Below are 18,420 nucleotides of genomic sequence, written 5' to 3'. Positions count from 1 at the left end.
TTTTAATTATTTCCTCTTTTTAATTAAGATATTCCAAGAGTAGGGTTCTAACTCAACTCTTTCAACTCTTCTCTGTCTTAAAAAATCAATATAATCTATTGGTGGTTCGTATACTACTCTGGTTTCCCTGCTAAACAATGCAAGGATATCTTCGTCTTCCCACCACCTATGGATTATGAAAGACTCATTATTAATTACCTCGGCATCAAAAAAGCCTAATCGAAGAGATTTTAGGGTTCTACGCATCCACCCCAGCCTTTTAATTAAACACATCAGTTTTCTATCCCACTTTTCCTCATCCCATAACATGGGTTGCCTGTTATCAGGATCATCACCACCGAGCATTCCCACCTCGTCACCATAGTATATCGAGGGTGCTCCCGGTAAAATGAAGAGGGTTGCATATAGCGTCTCTAAACAAGCTTTGTTTTGAGTAGAAGCTAGGGTAGCGATACGGGGCGTGTCATGACTGCCGAGCAAGTTGTACATAGAGTTGGCTGCGGAGATCGGTATGCTAGTATAAAGCTCTTTGACTCTGTCAATAAAATCATATGCGTCTATTCTTTTGTTCAGGTAAAAGTCTAGAAGTAGAGCTCGAAGATCGTAATTCATTGCGGAGTCACTGGTGTATCCATAAGGATAAAAGCTTACACCTTTAGAGATTTCTAGTATAACTATACAATCTTCGCAAGAATCCTTCACTTTTTCATACATTATTTTTAAAGCATCATCTGGTATGGCGTGTCCTACATCGATCCTTAGTCCCTTAGCACCTTTTTCGAGCCAATACAAAGCCAAGCTGGAAAGTCGTTCCCTCACCCTAGGATTTGAATAGTTCAATTTAGGCATGCCCCAGTTGCATAGGAACGTCTCGTAGAAAGGTACGCGTCCCCTAAGTTCCGAAGGGAAATATTTGCAATCCCTATCAATAACTTCTTGCAATGCCTCAAGTTCATCTTTTCCCGGTCGTCTTATAAAACGAAACCACTCGTGGTAATTTGAGCTATCGTTCCTAACGGCTTCTTGGAATTCCCTACTACAAGGAGAGAGATGATGGGCTACAATGTCTACCACTATCTTAATGTTTCTTCTCTCAGCCTCCTTAACCAGCTCCCACCAGTCATTCCAGTTCCCCAAATTGTCGTCCAATGATTCATGATCTATAATGTCGTAACGATGATAACTGGCCGCCTTATATATGGGGGTAAGATAAATTGCATCCACGCCAAGCTCACTTAGATAATCAAGGCTCGAAGTTATGTTCCTCAACTTGCCTCCAAGTATTGATCGGGGCCTATGACCCTCGAGACTCAATTTTTCTACGATAAAACTGTCGGGAAATATAAGGTAGTAAAAACTACCGATAAACCAATATGGTTTCCTAATTTCGAGAACCCTTCCGGGTCTTATAAATTCCTCGCTGTATAGACCATCATTGCCGAAGTATTCTCTTCCGGCATCGGTTTCTAAGAGGAATCTATATGCGTTAACGTGACCTTCTATTATGCCTTGGAAGAATGCAGAGTATTTATTTTGGTAAAATCTTTTCATCTCGTAACGTTTCTTTTCTTCGGTTTCAAGAAAAACTTTTTTTACAAGATTTTTAGGCGTCTTGAGCCGGACTACAGTATAGCCTAGATAGTAACTTATAAATGTCGGATCCCCCTCGTCGTGAATTATAAGTTCAGGCAAGAGTCCCTTTACTTCCAGAGCGCTTTCATAATCTGAGGTTCCTATTAGGGCCAGTGAAAACTCTTCCTCGCTATTGCTGTCAGGCCAAATCTTTATTCTAGCCTTTAATGGGTTTTCTTCGTCAAGCAAAGTCATACCGCAAGTGGTAGAAAACTTGTAAGGATACACTCCCTCCCATAGCTTAACAGTAATCTTACCTCTATCACCTTCACGGGTAAGCTCGTAACGGCCTGGGAAGAAAGAGCTAAAAACTGACACAAGGTAAAGATGCTTTGTTTCTTCAGGCCATTTAAATGAAAACTCCACAATGTACTTCCCTAGGCGATTTCCACGTATTACATCTCTACTAATAACCCTGTACAATCTAGTTCCCAGCTAGTCGATAATAAGTCAAATATGAAAATTGTGTATTCAACAACATTCTCATCATTTTAAACATTACTAATAAAAGTAATTATACAGTAATCTTTATTTGTCACATTTTTTAAAATCACATGCAGGTGAAAACATTTGAGTAAGGGAGTATCTCGCAATGTTCTAATTGGCATCATCCTTGTACTCGTGGCAATAGGGGTTATCGGGGTCTATTATCTAACACTACCCCCACCCAGTCAACCCCCACAGCCTTCTCAGCCTAGCCAGCCTTCTCAACCCTCTCAGCCCTCTCAGCCATCCCAACCCTCAACAAATGCAACCCAGCCTCAACCCACACTGCAAACATTAACAATAGGTAGTAGCAAGATACGTGTACCCAATGATTTCTATGATTTCATTAATAAAGTAAAATCGGGAGAGATCAAAGTAACCATAAACTTCTGGACCGGCATGAGCGACTGGGAAGTCAGTGTTATGAAGGAAGTAATAGCGAGGTTTCAACAAGAATACCCAGGCATAACAATCAAATACACGAATGTTCAAAACTTAAAGGAGCAGGTAAAGGCTGGTGTTCTTACGGGCGACGTTGAAAACACTGCTCATGTTTTTACATGGGCACACGACTGGACCGGCGACCTGGCTGATAGTGGCGCGATTATTGCATGGGATCAATATCTTCCCGCTGAAACTCTAGCTGACCTAAAAGCACAGTACATGGCTTCCGCTTATACAAGTGGATTGTACAAGCTGCACTTATACGGCTTGCCTTGGGCCGCTGAGGCAATAGCACTGGTATGTAATAAGGATGTGGTGCAGACGGCGCCGCAGAGTTGGAGCGATTTCGAGAAAATAATGCAACAGTGGTACAATCCCTCCAAGAACACCTATGGAGTAGCGTATCAGGTGGATCCCTATCATGTTTACCCGTTCGTAACCGCTTTTGGAGGCTTCTACTACGATGACGACAAGAATACAGTTGGTGTTAACAGCACCGGAACACTCAACGGTCTGAGCTTCTACGTCACTCATGTAATGAAGTACATGTATACCTCAGATGTCGGCATGGAGACCCAGCTGAAAATACTTCTTGAAGGAAGAACTCCATGCATGGTCACGGGCCCATGGAATATCCCAACAATAAAGCAAAACATAAAGAATGTCGTAGTCTATCCGATTCCTCCAATTGACGGAAAAGTCCCGAAGCCCTTCTCAGGAATAAAGCAAATGTGGATTACCAGCGTCGTCACTGGTGACAAGAACCGGTTATACGCTTCAATTCTCTTCACAATGTGGTTCACCTTGAATGATAATAGTCTCAAGATCTTAGTTGATGCGGGATACATTCCCGTCAAACTTTCAATACTACAATACCTTCAGTCGAACGCTGACAAATATCCGACAACACTCGGTTTTGCCCAGGCAGTTTCAAACAGTATCCCGATGCCTAAGTCTGCTAACATGAACTATGTTTGGAGCCCTGTAGCAGATGCGTTAAACGCTATTGTAACGAAGTATAACGAGCAAGGTCCTGATGCGGCAGTCAAGATCATACCACAGCTCCTTAACGACGCCCAGGCTAAAATACTAGCTAAGATAAAAGGGTGAAACTCTCTCGCAAGTAAAAAATTGTTTTTTTGAAAGTGATTTTTATGGCTCGAGGCAAGGGTACGACCTTATATCCCTGGCATGTAGCATTCTTGCTTATCATGCTCAGCCTGGCCATGTATCTATTTTTTTCTCTATGGCCCATAGCATATTCCATTTACATCGCATTCACCGATGCAAACAACTTCAACATAGCATCTGAACCCAGAATACGGGAACTTATGTCTCAGCGCGCCATGGTATCAAGCTATCTTCAGGCAAATAAGGAAAATATTCTAAAACAAGTTTATCAGGTTGATACATACCTCGATGAAGTGTCATCGTATCTAAGAGAACTTAGAAAGATAATCCTACAGAGTACACCTCAAAACTTTTCAATCGCACGGATATCAGAATTACGAAATAATGTCGATTCAAGGCTAACATATGTTACAAGTATAATATCCAGCAACACAACCTACCTTTACTACTTCCCGGGAATCGGAGGAGAAATGACGCGGGTCATCACTATAGTCGACGAGGGTATATGGGGAGACATAGATAGGACATTAGGCTTCAAGCTCGTCGTCACACAGGAAGACCTGGCACAGCTACGTAACACAACTATACCAAAAATAGACAAGGCTCTTGACTCCATTCAAAAAATACAGCTTTCCCTTAAACAGGTAGAGTCCAATTATCAATCTCTCATAAGCTCTGTTACAAGAGGGCTAGATGAAGAGATTGACCGCATCTCAATGCACTTTGTAGGATTAAATAACTTCGAACAACTTTTCTCAGATTCTAGGTTCCCATACTCGATCTTCAAAACCCTCTTATTTGTCCTTACTAGTGTTCCTATAAAAGTTGCCGTCGGTGTATCCCTAGCTTATATTTTTTCAAGCCCACTAATCTATGGTCGTAGGGTAATGAGAGCAGCCCTCCTAGTTCCATGGGCTCTACCTGTCTTGTTATCCATTACGACCTGGAGAATGTTCATGGCGCCAAATATGGGGCCACTGGCCCTCTACCTTAACAGTATCGGAATAGATTTAAACATCTATAATAGAGAATGGGATGCATTCCTCGCCTACAACATAGTTGAAATGTGGCTAGCATATCCGTTCATAATGACAGTCACCATGGCTGCAATCTCTTCCATACCCAAGGAGCTACTAGAGTCAGCTCTCGTTGACGGCGCCTCAGCATGGGAAAGGTTCAAGCAGATAATGCTTCCTCTTACAGCGCGCCCCATACTCTTCGCAAGTATTCTTACGGCCGGAGCATCACTTCAAGCCTTTATGGTTCCATTGCTTCTGAACAACGGGGGACCCACAAAGGAGTTACAGTTCCTTTGGTTTTCCCGCACAACGAGCGCCGTTAACGAGATGATGGTATTGTTTGGCTACAACAGAGCATATCTGGATCAGCAGTACGGTCTTTCAGCGGCAGCCTATCTTGTTGTAGTATTTATTCTGTTACTCTATGCAATCGCATGGTACTTCCTTATCTACAAGAGAACAGCGCCGGGTGGTGTGTGATGAGTGTTGGATCAGGCTACTGGATAAGATTCATCGCTTCGATTGTCCTTACTACTTTTGCTGCATTAATTGTCTTCATACTGCTCTATCCCGTCTTCTATGCTGTTCTCTCAAGCTTGGTAAGGGGACAGATACTTGTAACGGATCCAACCCAGATAATGCGTTCAGGCCTATCTCTAGAGCACTACGTTAAAGCTATTAGCGATCCTCGTTTCGTTAGTGCAACCGGATTAAGCTTACTTGTTGCATTAACAAACATCATGTTTGCACTTCTTGTTATAACTCCGGCAGCGTATGCTTTCTCTAGATTCAAGTTTACTGGGCGGGACGCAATGTTGGTTGCATACCTTGTATTGAATCAGGTTGGAGGGGGCTTTGGAGTTGCCTCCGTAATAGCTCTCTATGTTATGCTCTTAAAACTAAATCAGATAGGGATTCCAGTAATAGGTAATCCTGTTGTCCTCGCTGCTATCTATACTGCAGGCGCTGTGCCATTTCAGACATGGATGGTAAAGAACTATCTTGACGCTCTTCCTCGAGAGATAGATGAATCCGCATTTATAGACGGAGCCAGTTGGAGGCAAATAATTTTCGACGTTGTGTTACCCGCTTCAAAGCCAACAATGGTAGTGATAGCTCTATTTGCCTTCATGGGTGCGTGGGGCGAGTTTATAATTGCAAACTTCCTTCGGGTGGAGACTCTCGCTGCATACGTATACGAAACGGCCACAGGGCAGACGATTTTTTGGAGTGACTTCGCAGCTAGAACGATTCTTTTTGCTCTTCCAATAATAGTGATCTATGTCTTCACACAGAGATACATAGGAGAAGCCATGAGGTACGGGGCTGGAAAAGCTTGATCTTTTGACAGATTATAGGATCAGCCGAGGACCCATTAATCTTATCTTTACTTTCTTTCGGTTTCGAATGCATTTAATTTTTATTAGCTCATATGTTGTGAAGATGACTAAGATGAATGTAACCAGTAATACAAGCATACTACGATTATACTTACTCTTCCCAATATAAAACAAACGTTTAAAAGGTTCGCATAGCACTCCCGACATTGCCACTAAATATCAACTTATTCAAGATTTTGGATCTGGGGTGTATATCTACGACAAAACACCTTTAAAACTGTACGTTATGACAGAGAGGGGTCTTGTGTGGCGAGCGCCTATAAAACTCTGGAGAGGGTAAGGGCCAAGCTATATTGGGATTTACGAGAAAATTTTCCATTGGCTTTCAGGACGGGAAACCTAGTAACGACACTACACTTAACGCCTCCCGGCGACGCATACCCAGTCGTAGGAACCTTCTACAGGCACGTATTTAACGTAATACGGGATTATTTTGAGTCCTCAGGTTCCTCGTTTGAAGGAATTATTCCTAAGAGAAAAACGATTCTCGCAAACAAGGTTCAATATGCTGATCTAGCTGTTGAAATTGTAATAGATTCGCAAGTAGTTGGTCATATTATTTATGACATCGCACATTCAAGGTGGCGGTTCAGACCGCTCTACTCTACTGTTTACAAGATGATTGAAAAGGAAACAGGCTTCTTTGCCAAGACATCTCTCCCCAGGCTCTCCAGGGGATTTGTAATTAAGTCGGGAGACATAATATCTGCAAACCTACCGAAAAGTGATGAATACATCGCACTGGCCTCGAGAGATTACAGGTACCTTGGAGTTGGCGTGTTGTTGAAAAATAGGAGAATATATGTCTTAAAAAGCTGGACGCGAACACCCTACGGAAACTTAGAGGGGGATCCTAACTGGTCTAAAGTTGTTTCAGTTCATCGTCAATACCTGGAAGAGAAAAAAGAAGAGGCGGTCTCTTTTATAAGGAGCATTTACGAGAAGTACAAACTACCAGTTGTCATCTCTTTCTCGGGAGGAAAGGATAGTTTAGTGACTTTACACTTGGTTTTGGAAGCTCTCGGCAATGAAAAAGTAACAGTGCTTTTTAACAACACAGGTATCGAGTTTCCGGAAACCGTAGAATATGTTAAGAAGACTGCCGACTTTATGGGACTGAATCTTATTATTGCTAACGCCGGTGAGGCCTTCTGGAGGGGGTTTTCAGTCATGGGACCTCCTGCACGTGATTTTAGATGGTGCTGTAAGGTGACTAAATTTGCACCAACAGCCAGAGTGCTAAAGCAGATTTTTCCTGACGGTGCTCTCAGTTTTGTTGGTCAGAGAAAATTCGAGTCTGTTCTGCGGGCACGATCGCCAAGGGTATGGCAGAATGCATGGCTTCCCGGGATTATTGCAGCATCACCCATCCATGAGTGGACAGCTCTAGATGTCTGGCTTTACATCTTTATGGAGAGGCTCCCACTAAATCCATTATATTATTATGGTCTTGATAGGCTAGGGTGCTGGCTTTGCCCCGCATCCGAAATGGGAGAGTTTGAATTGGCAAAGAGTGTTAGAAGGGATCTGTATGAAAGATGGGAGAAGGAGCTCGAAAGCTTTGCGCTTAGCCACTCGCTAGGACGGGATTGGCTTAGACTGGGGCTTTGGCGATGGGTAAAGGTTCCTAAAGACATTTCAAGGCTCGCTGAGAGTGTTCAAGAGGATAATGCTCGAGGAGCCACCGTATCCTGGCATCTGTTAGATTCAATGGTCGTCTTTAAATTGGAGAATCCTCGACAAGTTCCCACATTAACAAAACTCCAAAACCTTTCTCATACCTCTAAGGAGCTTCTAGAGAGCATCGAAAGTATTTCCTTTGATGAAAAAGAAATTACTGTTAAGTTGACTCGAAGAGATAAGTCGATTGTTGAACAGCTAGAAAGGGTGGTCATAAGAGCATTTTACTGTGTCGAATGTCTTGAATGTGCAAACTGGTGTCCTCGAGGAGCGATACGCCTAGATAAGGAGAGAGGAGGGATACTTATTCTCGAGGATAACTGTATTCAGTGTGGAATATGTAATGCAAAGTGTCCTATTGCTGAGTATACTTTGAAATTAAAATCGAGTAAGGCCGACAAACAGTCAAGGTCTTTTAACTAAAGGTTGGCCACAGATCTGGCATTTCCCGAACGTTTTCTGTGCACAGTTAGGACAATACGAAACGCCACACTTCTCGCAATAATAATAGTCATCTCCTTTGAAGATTTTTTTACCACATCTAACGCATCGTCCCAACATTAGGGTTTTCGGAACATACGCCATGCCCGTATACACCTGCTCTGACAGCAATATATTCTAGTAATTTAAACCTTTGCCTCGACCCCTTTATTATGTGTGCTCTACTCTGAGGAAGATAGCCTCGACCACCAGTTTTCCGACCTTGCATTTCGGGCAAGTTTCTACATCTTTAAAAAGGGAGTCTCCTTCCCTAAATTCTCGCTCCATCTCATAGCCACAATTACTACAGCGCAGATGTGTGACTAGGTATTTCTTCTCTGATTTTATAGAGATAAGTTTGTAAAGAGACCAGGCCACGTAACCTTCGATTAGTAGGAGTAATATCACACCTGAGAGATATGTGTCCATGTTAGTTTTAAAGTAAAGGTACAGGAGAGCAATAATTAAGATAAATCCTCCAACCAATAATGTAATATAAGCTGGGAGTCGCTGTCTTTTCACCTGAGAGATCACGTCGCTCATGGGACACCCACCGTGTTACCAACACCTATTACTACTACAACGGATCCAGCGGGTAGGCCTCGTATGAATTCTTCGAGTACTTGCAAGCCGTTCTTTACGCCTTTGTAAATATTTTCCGTCATCACTGAGAGGGCCTCGGCCTCCGACATCTTAATCAGCAGAGCATAAAGAGGTATATTATTCTTTGTAGCTAGTTCCTCGATTATGAAACGCTCTGCGCCGATTCCTCCCATGGCCACTCCATAGCCATAAGCTAGGGAGCCGGATTCCTCACCCTCGTATTTAAGTGCTGCATCAATAGTTATTATAAGCGTGGGGGTCGTACGCTCAAGAATCCATTGTAGCGCCTCGTCAAGGTGTCCAACTGTGCCTCCTGGTCCCTTCGCCTTCACGACATACACTTTCTTATTGTCAAGTTCAAGGTCATAAACTTCGGTGTCTTTAACGGGTTCCAAAGGACGCTTTTCTGGGGCATTTTTTCTAACGAGGTAACTCGCGACGAGCGGGCCGGCCGAGTCACCTATAGGGACCCCGTACTTAAACGATTCTAGCGCCCCCTCGATGGCCCTTACTCCTTCAAGAACAAAGGGCATTTGAGCGCTGAGCTGCATGAGAAGCCATAGACTTTTAAATCTTCGAGCTATCAAATAATAATGGTTCACTTGCTTATATATTATGTTGAGCGCTCTAGCGACTTCAACTAGATTAGACAAATTCAGGATCTCGTCCCTAGAAGCGGTAGGAGCAACAAGATGCAATCTTTCCTCTAAACCCTTCTCCCCAACTTGAACGATATGTTTTATCTTTTTGACAATTCCAAAGGGATCAAGATCTACAGGAAGAATAGTGTAAGTTTCAACCAGTTCTGTTACTTTTGTTTCAATCGTCTTATCATCCTTGATTCCACTATAACGCTTAAGCTGAGCTGCAAGAAGCTTCAAGGACTTATCTCGAGTCTCACGAAATATGATCAGGTAATTTTCAACCTCGCTAATAGCTCGAAAGATTTGCATCTCCTGTGTTAAAAACGAGAAAAACATCAATACTATAATCCACATGATTAAGCTGTAGGTATCTCCGTTCATCGACTCACACCGGATACATATGCTACTCAACAAGCACCCGTTATATAGTTTAGGCTACTCATCCCATTTATTATTATAAAACTGTACACAAACCACGGAAAGATTATGTACTAACTCAGCATTCATATCCAAGTAACATGGCTGTATTACAAACGCCTTATAACAAAAAATGATGTTTTCCTTCTTAAGTAGAAATACTGAAAGAATTAATGTAGATGTAGGATGAGAGGAGTTGTTCTCAGCGAGATAAACGATAAACGTCTTCTAGAAAAGATAGTAAAAAAAGATGTATATGACGCTAGAGAAACAAGAATTGGTATTATCTGGAAGATCTATATAGCTAAAAAGACAAAGCAGCCCTTGAAAGTTGTAATAAAGAAGACAACAGGAGAAATCATGGAGGTTTCTCCCGATAGACTACGCATATCTGGTAAAAAGATTGTTTTAATTAGTGATGCTTACGAGGGCGCTGTTGCAGTCATTGAAAAAATATGGGAAATAGCGCAGGAACTTAAAAAAATTAAGAACGAGCTGCTCTTGCTGGCTGAACGGCATCTTGTTCTTAGGGAACTTACCTATGAGCAGTACGTTGAGGAGAGAAAAGCCTTGGAGAAGAAGAGACTGATGCTAAAGCTCGAAGCATATACTCTTCTCGATACTCTGAACTACTTAATAGAATCTGAGGGGTTACAGCTCTCCGAGGATGATGAGAAGAGATTGTTTTATTCCTTGGATGTTCTCAAGAACAGCTTTCCAATAATATCCTTTGAAAAGCTTCAAGAGGTTTTTAAGTATTCTCGTACCTAGCTCTCTAATGCCGTTGTCATAACGGTAAACTTTATAAAATACCAAGGAATTACTTTTAATACAAGCCTGGATTTAGGGAATAATTATGACTGATATGCGGATAGAGGTTTCTTCGAAGGGTGAAACTCCGGTCATAGATTACAAGTCTCTTCATGGGGCCTCTTATAATACCATAAAAGAGACAGCTGAAAAAGTCAGACCCCTTCTAATGCCTAGACCCGGAGTAGACTACAAGATATATCTTAGCAAACGACCAGCTTTGAAAGAAGGCGAGGAATTAATAACATATACACAATCAGTATGTCCCGAATGCAATTCGCTGCTAACCGCAGCGGTGTTTAAGAGAGACGGTAAAGTATGGATAAGGAAGGTCTGTCCCGAACATGGTGAATTCGAAGAGTTATATTTCGGCGATGCGGCAGCATATGAAAGGTTCCGTACCTTCCAGCGTGACGGCAAAGGTAATACTGTCACGCATGTTCCGCTATCGGCACTCTGTCCCTACAACTGTGGGGTATGTCCCAGGCACAAGTCAAACGCAGCCCTTATCAATATTGTTTTAACGAATAGATGCGACCTTTCATGCTTTTACTGCTTCTTCTATGCATCGAGAGCTGGCTACGTCTATGAACCTACACTTGAACACATAAGGTACATGTTAAGGCAGGCAAGGCTTGCTGAACCAATTAAACCTCCAGCTATTCAACTCACTGGAGGCGAACCAACGCTACGTGAAGATCTAGTTGACATAATAAGGATGGCCCGTGAAGAAGGATTCACCCACATTCAGTTGAACACGAACGGGATAAGACTGGCATTCGACCCGGAGCTAGCAGTTAAGGTTAGAAAAGCCGGGACTAATGTCGTCTACTTGAGTTTTGACGGCGTTTCTCCCTTCACGAACCCGAAGAACCACTGGGAGGTTCCCTATGCATTAGACAATTTACGAAAGGCAGGTCTCGGAGCTGTCTTAGTACCAACAGTTATCAAAAGTTATAATTTAAATGAGATGGGAAGCATAATCAGGTTCGGTCTACGTCACAACGATATTGTTAGAGGTGTCAATTTCCAGCCTGTATCTATCACCGGGAGAATGCCAAGAAAGGAGCGAGACAAGGAGAGAGTAACCATTCCAGACGTGATAAAGACCATTGAGGTTCAAACGAATGGTCAGATACGAAGCGAAGACTGGTATCCTGTTCCAAGTGTTGTTCCAATATCACGTTTCATAGAAGCTTTAACGGGTAAACCGCAGATAGCTTTTACGACACACTTTGCATGTGGTGCAGCTACATATGTGTGGCAAGAAGATGGTGAAATAATTCCGATAACTAGATTTGTTAACGTGGATGAGTTTTTGGCGTATCTCGACGAGAAGGCTCAAGAAATTGAGAAGGGTAAAAACAAATACTTGGTCATGCTGGATGTCACATTAAAACTTAGGAAATTTGTGGATCTCAAGAAAGCCCCTAAGAGGCTACGTGAAGGAAACAAGTTCCTAAGAATACTATACGAGGTCTTCGTGAAGCACAACTATGAGAGTTTAGGAGAATTTCACTACAATACGCTTTTCTTGGGAATGATGCATTTCCAGGATCTCTATAATCACGATGTGGCCAGGGTTATGAGGTGTGACATCCACTATATCATGCCAGATGGAAGACAAGTTCCCTTCTGCTCTTTCAATGTGATTTCAGATCTCTACAGGGATAGGGCCCAAAAAGCTTTCTCCTACTCTATAAGCGATTGGGAGAAGCTTACAGGGAAATCTCTTAAAGACATTGGGTATAAGCGAAACATTAAGAAACTTATTTCGGGAGAACCTTATAAGAGACACTATAAGGACATCATCGATATAGATGCCATCAGCTACGAGCAACATGTATTAGCATCTAAGAGGTTTGGAATACCCGTAATCGAGGACTAAGATGCGCGGTCGAAATGAAACTCAAGTTATTTAATCTTAGTATTGAGACACAAGACCCCAGGCCTCTGCACATAAGTGTTAAGTCTTTCTTATTCCTTGTAGATAGAGGAGAATTACACCCGGTCTCGCCGAATTTATCGAGGGAATTCACAGAGGAAGACTATCTCGATTTTGATAATTTGTTTCCTCCAATAATAGGATTATCACTCAATGACATCGCCCATGGCAACGCTGACGTTAAAACCCTTGAATTTAATGATCTTTCCGAGGGCATGTACCTATGTGTTTTTGAAGTTGAAGATAAAATAATGCAAAGAAAACATGTGAATTTTCTAGCTTTTAAAATATCGGGCCAGGAAATTTCTAAATTATATTCAGACGACATGTACTCTAGAGAACTTGTTCTTAAAAGGGTGGAGAAAATAGCCGAGATATTCGGCATTGATTTCCGCGATATCCTGAAAAATCTCCGGACAATAGGTCTTCATATTGATTGAGATTCATTCGTTAAACGTCGATTAAAGAATTTTCATACACGAAAAAAATAAATATTTTTTCATGAAATGGACATTAAGCTTAAATGATAACCTGTGGTTCATATGGAGGATAAGCCTCGTGAGGAAAAGGAAAAACTTCTTGAACATCTCGTTGCAGTGGTTGAGCAGCTTTTGTCAACCACTAAGTCGAATCAAATTTCAATAAAGCTCCGTACCCTACTTAGATACGCTTATGTGTCTTACGTTAAGAGAACAACGGACATAAATGTTATAAGAGGACTAGTACCGCGCGTTAGACCCCCTGCATGGTTGACCAATCAATATTATTATAGGGAAATCGAGGGCATACTTAGGCAAAGGTTCAATGCGCGTATTGAGAATCGTAGACAGTTCCGTTATGTCGTCTTTCAGAGAAATAAGGGTTAATTTTTTGCTCTAACTTCTAACTATTTTTAGCTGTTTTTCTAGTTTTAACGGCCTTACCTATTCTAATTATTCCCATCTCAGTTCCTGGAAGGATAGCTTTACCTGATGCTATAATTTCGCCTTTTACGGTCTTTATGCAAACTTCGTCTCCAGGTAGAATATCTGCGTGTGCTCTTACAACATGTTTCGAGAAAAGGGTCTTACCATCCGCTATGAATTGCGCTATGTCTTCCTTTATCTCTATGCATGGCAGCGTCGAAGCTGAAGCAGATGCAATATACTTCCAACCATAAATACTAGGTATTATAAATCCATCTTTTGCTCTTAAGGAAGCAAAATATTTTTTATTCAAAAAAATCTGCTTTATACGTCCTGTTTTTCTGGATCTCGTAACTTCTATTTGGTTGCGTTCAACATCTAGAGAGAGTTCTACTCCATATTGATAATATATTACAGCCTCTAGCTGTCTCTTCTCGAGGATGTTCACTGAGTTTTTCTTAGTATCCATAATTCTGTTACCTTCCAGGAGGGAATACATGATAAAAGGTTTTCGCCTATACTTTTTTTCTATTGTGCTTCACTCGTTTTCAATAATCCACTTCTGAAGCTTCTTAATACTATTCTCTAATTTTGCTATAGCGTTAGAGTTATCGAAGGGTTCTAAGATAGAGCCGCACTCATCGCAGATATAATTGTTTTCATCCGCTTCAGTAAGTGTAAAACGTTTTTTACAGTTGGGACATACGTAAAACTCTGTACTTTTCTCGTAGTTTAACGCTTTTTGAAGCACACTTAATGTGAGTCTTTTCCTGTCTTCCAATATCCTACCTATCGGCTCGTCTGTTATCCTCCAGAAATACTTATACCATCCGATGATCTCGTCTCTTGCACGTCTGTACTTAACTAGACGCGACTCAAACAACTCGTTCAGGATTCTCCTAACCTCCTCGACGTTCGTACCTAGCTCCTTTGCTATATCTTCGTCAGACATCTCTACCTTCTCGATCAGGAGCCGTATAATCTGTTCTGCGCGTTCTCCATGTATCTTCCTTGCTAAGGAGGCTATTATCTTCTCAGAGGACATCACATCACCCTCTGAATCTTTTTCCCACGAGATGAGGGTATAATACGTACCCTGGCCCCTGGAAAGTTCCTCAGCAGTTCTCTTCCATCAAAAAATCTATCTAAAAATATCGCTAACGCAGCTACCTCACTGTGCGGTTGATTCCCGATTGCAATATTATAGTCGGCAAGATCGTATAATATTCTAGGAACCTTCTCGCCTCCCACTACTACCAAAATATCTCTCTCACTGCTTTTTATTAAATTTAACATGCTTTCATCTGCTATGTTTAAGCCGTACATTGTTAGATGGACAACAATACCTTTATTCTTCCATTCGCGAACAAAATTGATAGGATCTTTGAGTTTTTCAACTTTAAAATCTCCGCCCCAGGTGTAGCAAACCTTACGAATGGTTTGTACAACGGAATCTTCAACCTTTTCCTCTAGGAACAAGCCGTCCGCGCCAAAAGCTCTGGCTACAAGACCTACATGGGTTGTAACACGGTGATCACGAACCGGGCGATGTCCTATCCTCAAAACATATATTCTACGGAGATTCATTTAAGAGCACCTGGCTTTTAATCTCTCAATTATCTCCGATCTACCTTCGATAATAATCCGGATTCTGCCCTCACCGTCAGGCGTCAGCTCATGAACCTTACACTTAATGAGAGCTTCCTCCAGAACATCCTTGTGATTTGGTTCCACTATCAGTGTTTCTGATTTTTTGTCGGGTAGCTTTGAGACTATGACCTTGGATAAAGCGTCTATACCGATACCTTTGGAAGCAGATATCGGGATCACAGGTAATTTGCTTGCGGCCAGGAAGTTCACTTTTTTGTGAACATCAGAGGAGTCGGTCAGATCAATCTTGTTAGCCGCTACGACAATCTTATTGAAGGAGACCCCTAGATTTGAAAGAATCTCAATGCTAGTATTGAATTTTCTCATTACTTCATCAATCTCTTCAGAAATGTCGACAACTAAAATTATCACGTCGGCGAACAGTGTTTCACCAAGTGTCGTATAAAAAGCATCAAAGAGTTGATCGGGAAGACTATCTATAAAACCTATGGTGTCAGTCACTACAACGGGATAACCCGAGATCTTTGTTCGTCGAGAAAGCGTTGACAAGGTCGCGAAGGGTTTACCATCTATATAGGCTTCCTTTCGCGTTAATTGCTCGAATAGAGTAGATTTACCAGCGCGAGTATACCCACTCAAGGAAACCAAGTATAGTCCTCCTCCACTACGCCTAGACCATCTCATGCTTTTCTGTAGCCTGGCCTTCTCAAGTGTATGTTCTATCTGGGAGATACGTCGTGTAATGTAAGTGTAATAGGCATCGACAGCGTATTTTCCTCCTCCTAGGAAGCCGTGGAGTTCGCCACGCTTTTGCAAATTGATGTACTCTCGGGCAAAACTCAACTCCCTTTTTAACTTTGCAAGCTCTATCTGCATCTTAGCTTCTCGGCTACCTGCTCTGCTAGCGAAAATTTCCAAGATAAGCTCGTACCTGTCCATTACCTCGACTTTAAGCTCCTTTCTTAGATTATAGGCCTGACTAGGCCGAAGCATGTTGTAGAAAATAACCTTTTTAATGTTATTTTCCAATATTACCCTCTTTAATTCCTCAACTTTTCCAATACCAATGTTGTACCTTGGGTCTTCCGCTCGGGTCTGGGTAATGATATCGACCACATGATAGCCAGCCGCTTCTGCGAGGTCAATCATTTCCTCTATGAGAGACCTCTTTACTTTATCTTCAAATCTAAAAACTAATATAACGTTGGCAGACATAGATTAATCCTTAAACTCGGCTATGTCCCCTAAGGTCAGCTCATACTCGCTTGACCCTCCGCCGTAATCTTCATCGCCGATCTCATAGACCTCAACCAGTTTAACCTTTAATACTTTCTCGAGTTTACGGGCAAGTTCAATGGGTGGTTCAAGCTGCTCTGACTCTATACGGCGTATAGTTGATTCCTTTTCGCCAACCATCACAGCTAGCAGTTCACGCGTTAGACCCATTTTCTCTCTGGCTTGCCTAATTATCTCGCCGTATCCTTCGACGATAACTTCTTCTGTATCTCTTCTATTATACTTCACGGGAGCTTTTGCCTTAAAAGTTTGCCTTGAAGGCTCCACCCCTATTTTTATGCTTCCCAGTACAGTTTTTCCTCTAGCACAGCGAGCGCACACGATCATTTCAGCGCCGTCCAATACTATGCGGTAAGCTATACCCCTTAACTCAGCACCGCAGAGCTCACATCTAGCCATGCTACGATTAAATACGCTGAATGTATTATAAAAGCATTTATCTATTCTCAGGGAAAAATCTTATAAGGCTAGTGGAGAAATTTCTCAAGGGGCCCGTGGCGTAGCATGGAAGCGTGGCGGCCTGCGGAGCATACGGCTCGTAGATAGCCGTAGGTCCCGGGTTCGAGTCCCGGCGGGCCCGTGAGTTTGTTCTCGGTATGGATTAAGGGTACCTTGCTACGAGCGAATACTTGGACGATTTACTAGGATGGGAATGCGCACATAGAAATTGCAAAAGATTTAAATGAAGCAGAGTTCTCTTATCACGGTCACGTATGGCTAAGGCTTTAACCCTCCCTAAGTGTACTTCCTGTGGGAGACCAATACCTCCCTTCGAAAAGGCAACAAGCTTCAGATGCCCTCAATGTGGTGAAGTTATTATATGGCGTTGCGAAAAATGTAGAATGCAAGGTAATCCATATGTGTGTCCCAAATGTGGCTTTAGGGGACCGTAGGTGAGTGGAATGGCTAAAATTGCTATATTGGTAAGAGTTTTGCCTGAAGACGCCGAAATTAAACCCGAGGACTTGTACAAGATGATTTCTGAGAAACTTCCCGAGAAATATCAAGTGGCTCAGTACCAGTCCGAACCTATAGCTTTTGGTCTCGAGGCTCTGCGTTTAGTAATTCTGATGCCTGAGGAAACTGAAGGAGGCACCGAGGAGATAGAAAACATCTTATTAGGTACACCAGGCGTAAGCCAAGTAGATGTCTTGAACGTTACGAGAGTGTCTTAAGAATCTGGAAAAGTTATTATCTTAAACTACTAGTGCTCTTGGTCTTTTTCTGTAATACCTCAATCCAGGGGTTGTTTTGGACAAAACTAGGCAGCATTTCATTATTTCCGTGGTTATTGTCTCCAGTACTATACTGTAGGTAGCTTATTTTCTGCGTTAGCTGTCCCCCATTGAGGTTTTCCAGTTTAATCGATAATTTCTCAATGTTATAGTTCAGGCGTTCAAGGTTTTCAGCAAGCCTTCTATATATGGTTATATCAGGTTCCTCTGAATTGAGCTGAGGGGTTCTCATTGGAGAACTTCTTCTAAGAGTTGCACTTGAGGCTAAAGAGAGTTCCTCGAATGCACTTAGAACAGCCTCGTGAACGCTTTTTTCAAGTATTTCAGCGAGTTCCTTTAGCAATTCTTTCTTAAGAAGCTCAATATGATCTGGTTGTATCACAGGAGAACTGTTAGACGATCTTGCCGGTACTTGAATTGTTCCTCGAAGATAGAAAGCGCTAGGGTCAATACCTTTTTCACGGGCTATCTTACGGTACTTGTAAAGTGCTTTGTATACTGTACGCTCAGATACGTTGAGCGACGAGGCAATTTCACGTGCAGTTCCACCCTGTTTAATGAAAAACTCGACGATCTTCCGCTCAGTGTCCGTTAGATCCCCCATTATTACCTCAAGGTCGAACGTCATACAGACGTAATACATTTCTATCCTAAACTTAATAACCCTACCGTTTAGAGCGAA

19 protein-coding genes and 1 tRNA gene are annotated in these 18,420 nt (G+C 42.2%); 11 read left to right on the top strand and 9 right to left on the bottom strand.

The genetic code is table 11. The annotated features are described in order from the left end of the window. Positions 1 to 6: 6 nt before the first annotated feature. Positions 7 to 2,055, bottom strand: coding sequence for an alpha-amylase family glycosyl hydrolase (locus MA03_RS06280; RefSeq protein WP_191118478.1), 2,049 nt, complete (start codon positions 2,053 to 2,055; stop codon positions 7 to 9). Positions 2,056 to 2,202: 147 nt separating this feature from the next. On the opposite strand from MA03_RS06280, the gene MA03_RS06275 reads away from it, so the two are divergent. From MA03_RS06275 to MA03_RS06260, 4 genes are all read left to right on the top strand, one after another. Then, positions 2,203 to 3,672, top strand: coding sequence for an extracellular solute-binding protein (locus tag MA03_RS06275; protein WP_191118477.1), 1,470 nt, complete (start codon positions 2,203 to 2,205; stop codon positions 3,670 to 3,672). 44 nt (positions 3,673 to 3,716) lie between these two features. After that, positions 3,717 to 5,192: a carbohydrate ABC transporter permease gene (locus MA03_RS06270; protein WP_052884442.1), complete on the top strand. Its 1,476-nt coding sequence runs from the start codon at positions 3,717 to 3,719 to the stop codon at positions 5,190 to 5,192. Further along, positions 5,192 to 6,052 carry an ABC transporter permease subunit gene (locus MA03_RS06265; RefSeq protein WP_191118476.1) on the top strand — a complete coding sequence of 287 codons (861 nt, stop codon included), beginning with the start codon at positions 5,192 to 5,194 and terminating at the stop codon, positions 6,050 to 6,052. The genes MA03_RS06270 and MA03_RS06265 overlap by 1 nt, the downstream gene beginning before the upstream one ends. 306 nt (positions 6,053 to 6,358) lie before the next feature. Next, on the top strand, positions 6,359 to 8,215 hold the full coding sequence (locus MA03_RS06260) for a phosphoadenosine phosphosulfate reductase domain-containing protein (RefSeq protein ID WP_052884441.1): 1,857 nt from the start codon (positions 6,359 to 6,361) through the stop codon (positions 8,213 to 8,215). Between the two features lie 228 nt (positions 8,216 to 8,443). Here the strand turns inward: MA03_RS06260 and MA03_RS06255 are convergent, their stop codons facing one another. Next, complete coding sequence (locus MA03_RS06255) at positions 8,444 to 8,815, bottom strand: hypothetical protein (RefSeq protein ID WP_052884440.1); 372 nt, start codon at positions 8,813 to 8,815, stop codon at positions 8,444 to 8,446. Then, positions 8,812 to 9,900, bottom strand: coding sequence for a DUF1512 domain-containing protein (locus tag MA03_RS06250; protein ID WP_052884439.1), 1,089 nt, complete (start codon positions 9,898 to 9,900; stop codon positions 8,812 to 8,814). The genes MA03_RS06255 and MA03_RS06250 overlap by 4 nt, the downstream gene beginning before the upstream one ends. A 222-nt stretch (positions 9,901 to 10,122) precedes the next feature. Here MA03_RS06250 and MA03_RS06245 point away from each other — a divergent pair, with 222 nt between their 5' ends. The 4 genes from MA03_RS06245 to MA03_RS06230 all read left to right on the top strand — a co-directional run bounded on the left by MA03_RS06245 (position 10,123) and on the right by MA03_RS06230 (position 13,557). Then, entirely contained in the window at positions 10,123 to 10,707 is a 585-nt protein-coding gene (locus tag MA03_RS06245) for a hypothetical protein (RefSeq protein WP_052884438.1), read from the top strand. 94 nt (positions 10,708 to 10,801) lie between these two features. Next, on the top strand, positions 10,802 to 12,634 hold the full coding sequence (gene tes, locus MA03_RS06240; RefSeq protein ID WP_052884437.1) for a tetraether lipid synthase Tes: 1,833 nt from the start codon (positions 10,802 to 10,804) through the stop codon (positions 12,632 to 12,634). Between the two features lie 14 nt (positions 12,635 to 12,648). Further along, a complete protein-coding gene (locus MA03_RS06235; protein ID WP_052884436.1) occupies positions 12,649 to 13,131 on the top strand; it encodes a hypothetical protein in 483 nt (160 codons plus the stop codon). Between the two features lie 102 nt (positions 13,132 to 13,233). Then, the gene (locus tag MA03_RS06230; RefSeq protein ID WP_052884435.1) at positions 13,234 to 13,557 is read left to right on the top strand and encodes a hypothetical protein; all 324 of its coding nucleotides are present in this window, start codon (positions 13,234 to 13,236) and stop codon (positions 13,555 to 13,557) included. A 16-nt stretch (positions 13,558 to 13,573) separates the two neighbouring features. On the opposite strand, the gene MA03_RS06225 is transcribed toward MA03_RS06230, so the two are convergent. The 5 genes from MA03_RS06225 to MA03_RS06205 form a co-directional block, all read right to left on the bottom strand. Then, positions 13,574 to 14,065: a PUA domain-containing protein gene (locus MA03_RS06225; RefSeq protein ID WP_191118475.1), complete on the bottom strand. Its 492-nt coding sequence runs from the start codon at positions 14,063 to 14,065 to the stop codon at positions 13,574 to 13,576. Positions 14,066 to 14,134: 69 nt separating this feature from the next. Continuing rightward, positions 14,135 to 14,641 (bottom strand): TFIIB-type zinc ribbon-containing protein, encoded by a 507-nt coding sequence (locus MA03_RS06220; RefSeq protein WP_052884433.1) that lies wholly within the window; start codon positions 14,639 to 14,641, stop codon positions 14,135 to 14,137. Next, positions 14,641 to 15,183 carry a tRNA (cytidine(56)-2'-O)-methyltransferase gene (locus MA03_RS06215; RefSeq protein ID WP_052884432.1) on the bottom strand — a complete coding sequence of 181 codons (543 nt, stop codon included), beginning with the start codon at positions 15,181 to 15,183 and terminating at the stop codon, positions 14,641 to 14,643. The genes MA03_RS06220 and MA03_RS06215 overlap by 1 nt, the downstream gene beginning before the upstream one ends. Beyond that, a complete protein-coding gene (gene hflX / locus MA03_RS06210; protein ID WP_052884431.1) occupies positions 15,184 to 16,422 on the bottom strand; it encodes a GTPase HflX in 1,239 nt (412 codons plus the stop codon). It abuts the gene before it with no gap. Positions 16,423 to 16,425: 3 nt separating this feature from the next. After that, on the bottom strand, positions 16,426 to 16,902 hold the full coding sequence (locus tag MA03_RS06205; protein WP_052884430.1) for a multiprotein bridging factor aMBF1: 477 nt from the start codon (positions 16,900 to 16,902) through the stop codon (positions 16,426 to 16,428). Positions 16,903 to 16,991: 89 nt separating this feature from the next. Here MA03_RS06205 and MA03_RS06200 point away from each other — a divergent pair. The 3 genes from MA03_RS06200 to MA03_RS06195 all read left to right on the top strand — a co-directional run bounded on the left by MA03_RS06200 (position 16,992) and on the right by MA03_RS06195 (position 17,678). Next, positions 16,992 to 17,083 (top strand) — tRNA-Arg (locus MA03_RS06200). 133 nt (positions 17,084 to 17,216) lie between these two features. Continuing rightward, on the top strand, positions 17,217 to 17,396 hold the full coding sequence (locus MA03_RS08735) for a zinc finger domain-containing protein (RefSeq protein ID WP_191118474.1): 180 nt from the start codon (positions 17,217 to 17,219) through the stop codon (positions 17,394 to 17,396). A 9-nt stretch (positions 17,397 to 17,405) separates the two neighbouring features. Beyond that, positions 17,406 to 17,678: an elongation factor 1-beta gene (locus MA03_RS06195; protein WP_052884429.1), complete on the top strand. Its 273-nt coding sequence runs from the start codon at positions 17,406 to 17,408 to the stop codon at positions 17,676 to 17,678. Between the two features lie 16 nt (positions 17,679 to 17,694). On the opposite strand, the gene MA03_RS06190 is transcribed toward MA03_RS06195, so the two are convergent. After that, entirely contained in the window at positions 17,695 to 18,366 is a 672-nt protein-coding gene (locus tag MA03_RS06190; RefSeq protein ID WP_052884428.1) for a helix-turn-helix transcriptional regulator, read from the bottom strand. Between the last annotated feature and the right edge of the window lie 54 nt (positions 18,367 to 18,420).

The organism is Thermofilum uzonense, from assembly GCF_000993805.1.
Lineage (GTDB): Archaea > Thermoproteota > Thermoprotei > Thermofilales > Thermofilaceae > Thermofilum > Thermofilum uzonense.
Note: the sequence above shows the minus strand (reverse complement) of the source record. Positions and strands in the feature narration are given on the sequence as shown.

Bases quoted from the DNA above. Each gene is read 5' to 3' on its own strand.
- MA03_RS06270 (WP_052884442.1), top strand. From the start codon at position 3,717: ATGGCTCGAGGCAAGGGTACGACCTTATATCCCTGGCATGTAGCATTC.
- MA03_RS06265 (WP_191118476.1), top strand. From the start codon at position 5,192: ATGAGTGTTGGATCAGGCTACTGGATAAGATTCATCGCTTCGATTGTC.
- MA03_RS06255 (WP_052884440.1), bottom strand. From the start codon at position 8,815: ATGAGCGACGTGATCTCTCAGGTGAAAAGACAGCGACTCCCAGCTTAT.
- MA03_RS06250 (WP_052884439.1), bottom strand. From the start codon at position 9,900: ATGAACGGAGATACCTACAGCTTAATCATGTGGATTATAGTATTGATG.
- MA03_RS06245 (WP_052884438.1), top strand. From the start codon at position 10,123: ATGAGAGGAGTTGTTCTCAGCGAGATAAACGATAAACGTCTTCTAGAA.
- tes (WP_052884437.1), top strand. From the start codon at position 10,802: ATGCGGATAGAGGTTTCTTCGAAGGGTGAAACTCCGGTCATAGATTAC.
- MA03_RS06235 (WP_052884436.1), top strand. From the start codon at position 12,649: ATGAAACTCAAGTTATTTAATCTTAGTATTGAGACACAAGACCCCAGG.
- MA03_RS06230 (WP_052884435.1), top strand. From the start codon at position 13,234: ATGGAGGATAAGCCTCGTGAGGAAAAGGAAAAACTTCTTGAACATCTC.
- MA03_RS06225 (WP_191118475.1), bottom strand. From the start codon at position 14,065: ATGGATACTAAGAAAAACTCAGTGAACATCCTCGAGAAGAGACAGCTA.
- MA03_RS06220 (WP_052884433.1), bottom strand. From the start codon at position 14,641: ATGTCCTCTGAGAAGATAATAGCCTCCTTAGCAAGGAAGATACATGGA.
- MA03_RS06215 (WP_052884432.1), bottom strand. From the start codon at position 15,183: ATGAATCTCCGTAGAATATATGTTTTGAGGATAGGACATCGCCCGGTT.
- hflX (WP_052884431.1), bottom strand. From the start codon at position 16,422: ATGTCTGCCAACGTTATATTAGTTTTTAGATTTGAAGATAAAGTAAAG.
- MA03_RS06205 (WP_052884430.1), bottom strand. From the start codon at position 16,902: ATGGCTAGATGTGAGCTCTGCGGTGCTGAGTTAAGGGGTATAGCTTAC.
- MA03_RS08735 (WP_191118474.1), top strand. From the start codon at position 17,217: ATGGCTAAGGCTTTAACCCTCCCTAAGTGTACTTCCTGTGGGAGACCA.
- MA03_RS06195 (WP_052884429.1), top strand. From the start codon at position 17,406: ATGGCTAAAATTGCTATATTGGTAAGAGTTTTGCCTGAAGACGCCGAA.
- MA03_RS06190 (WP_052884428.1), bottom strand. From the start codon at position 18,366: ATGACGTTCGACCTTGAGGTAATAATGGGGGATCTAACGGACACTGAG.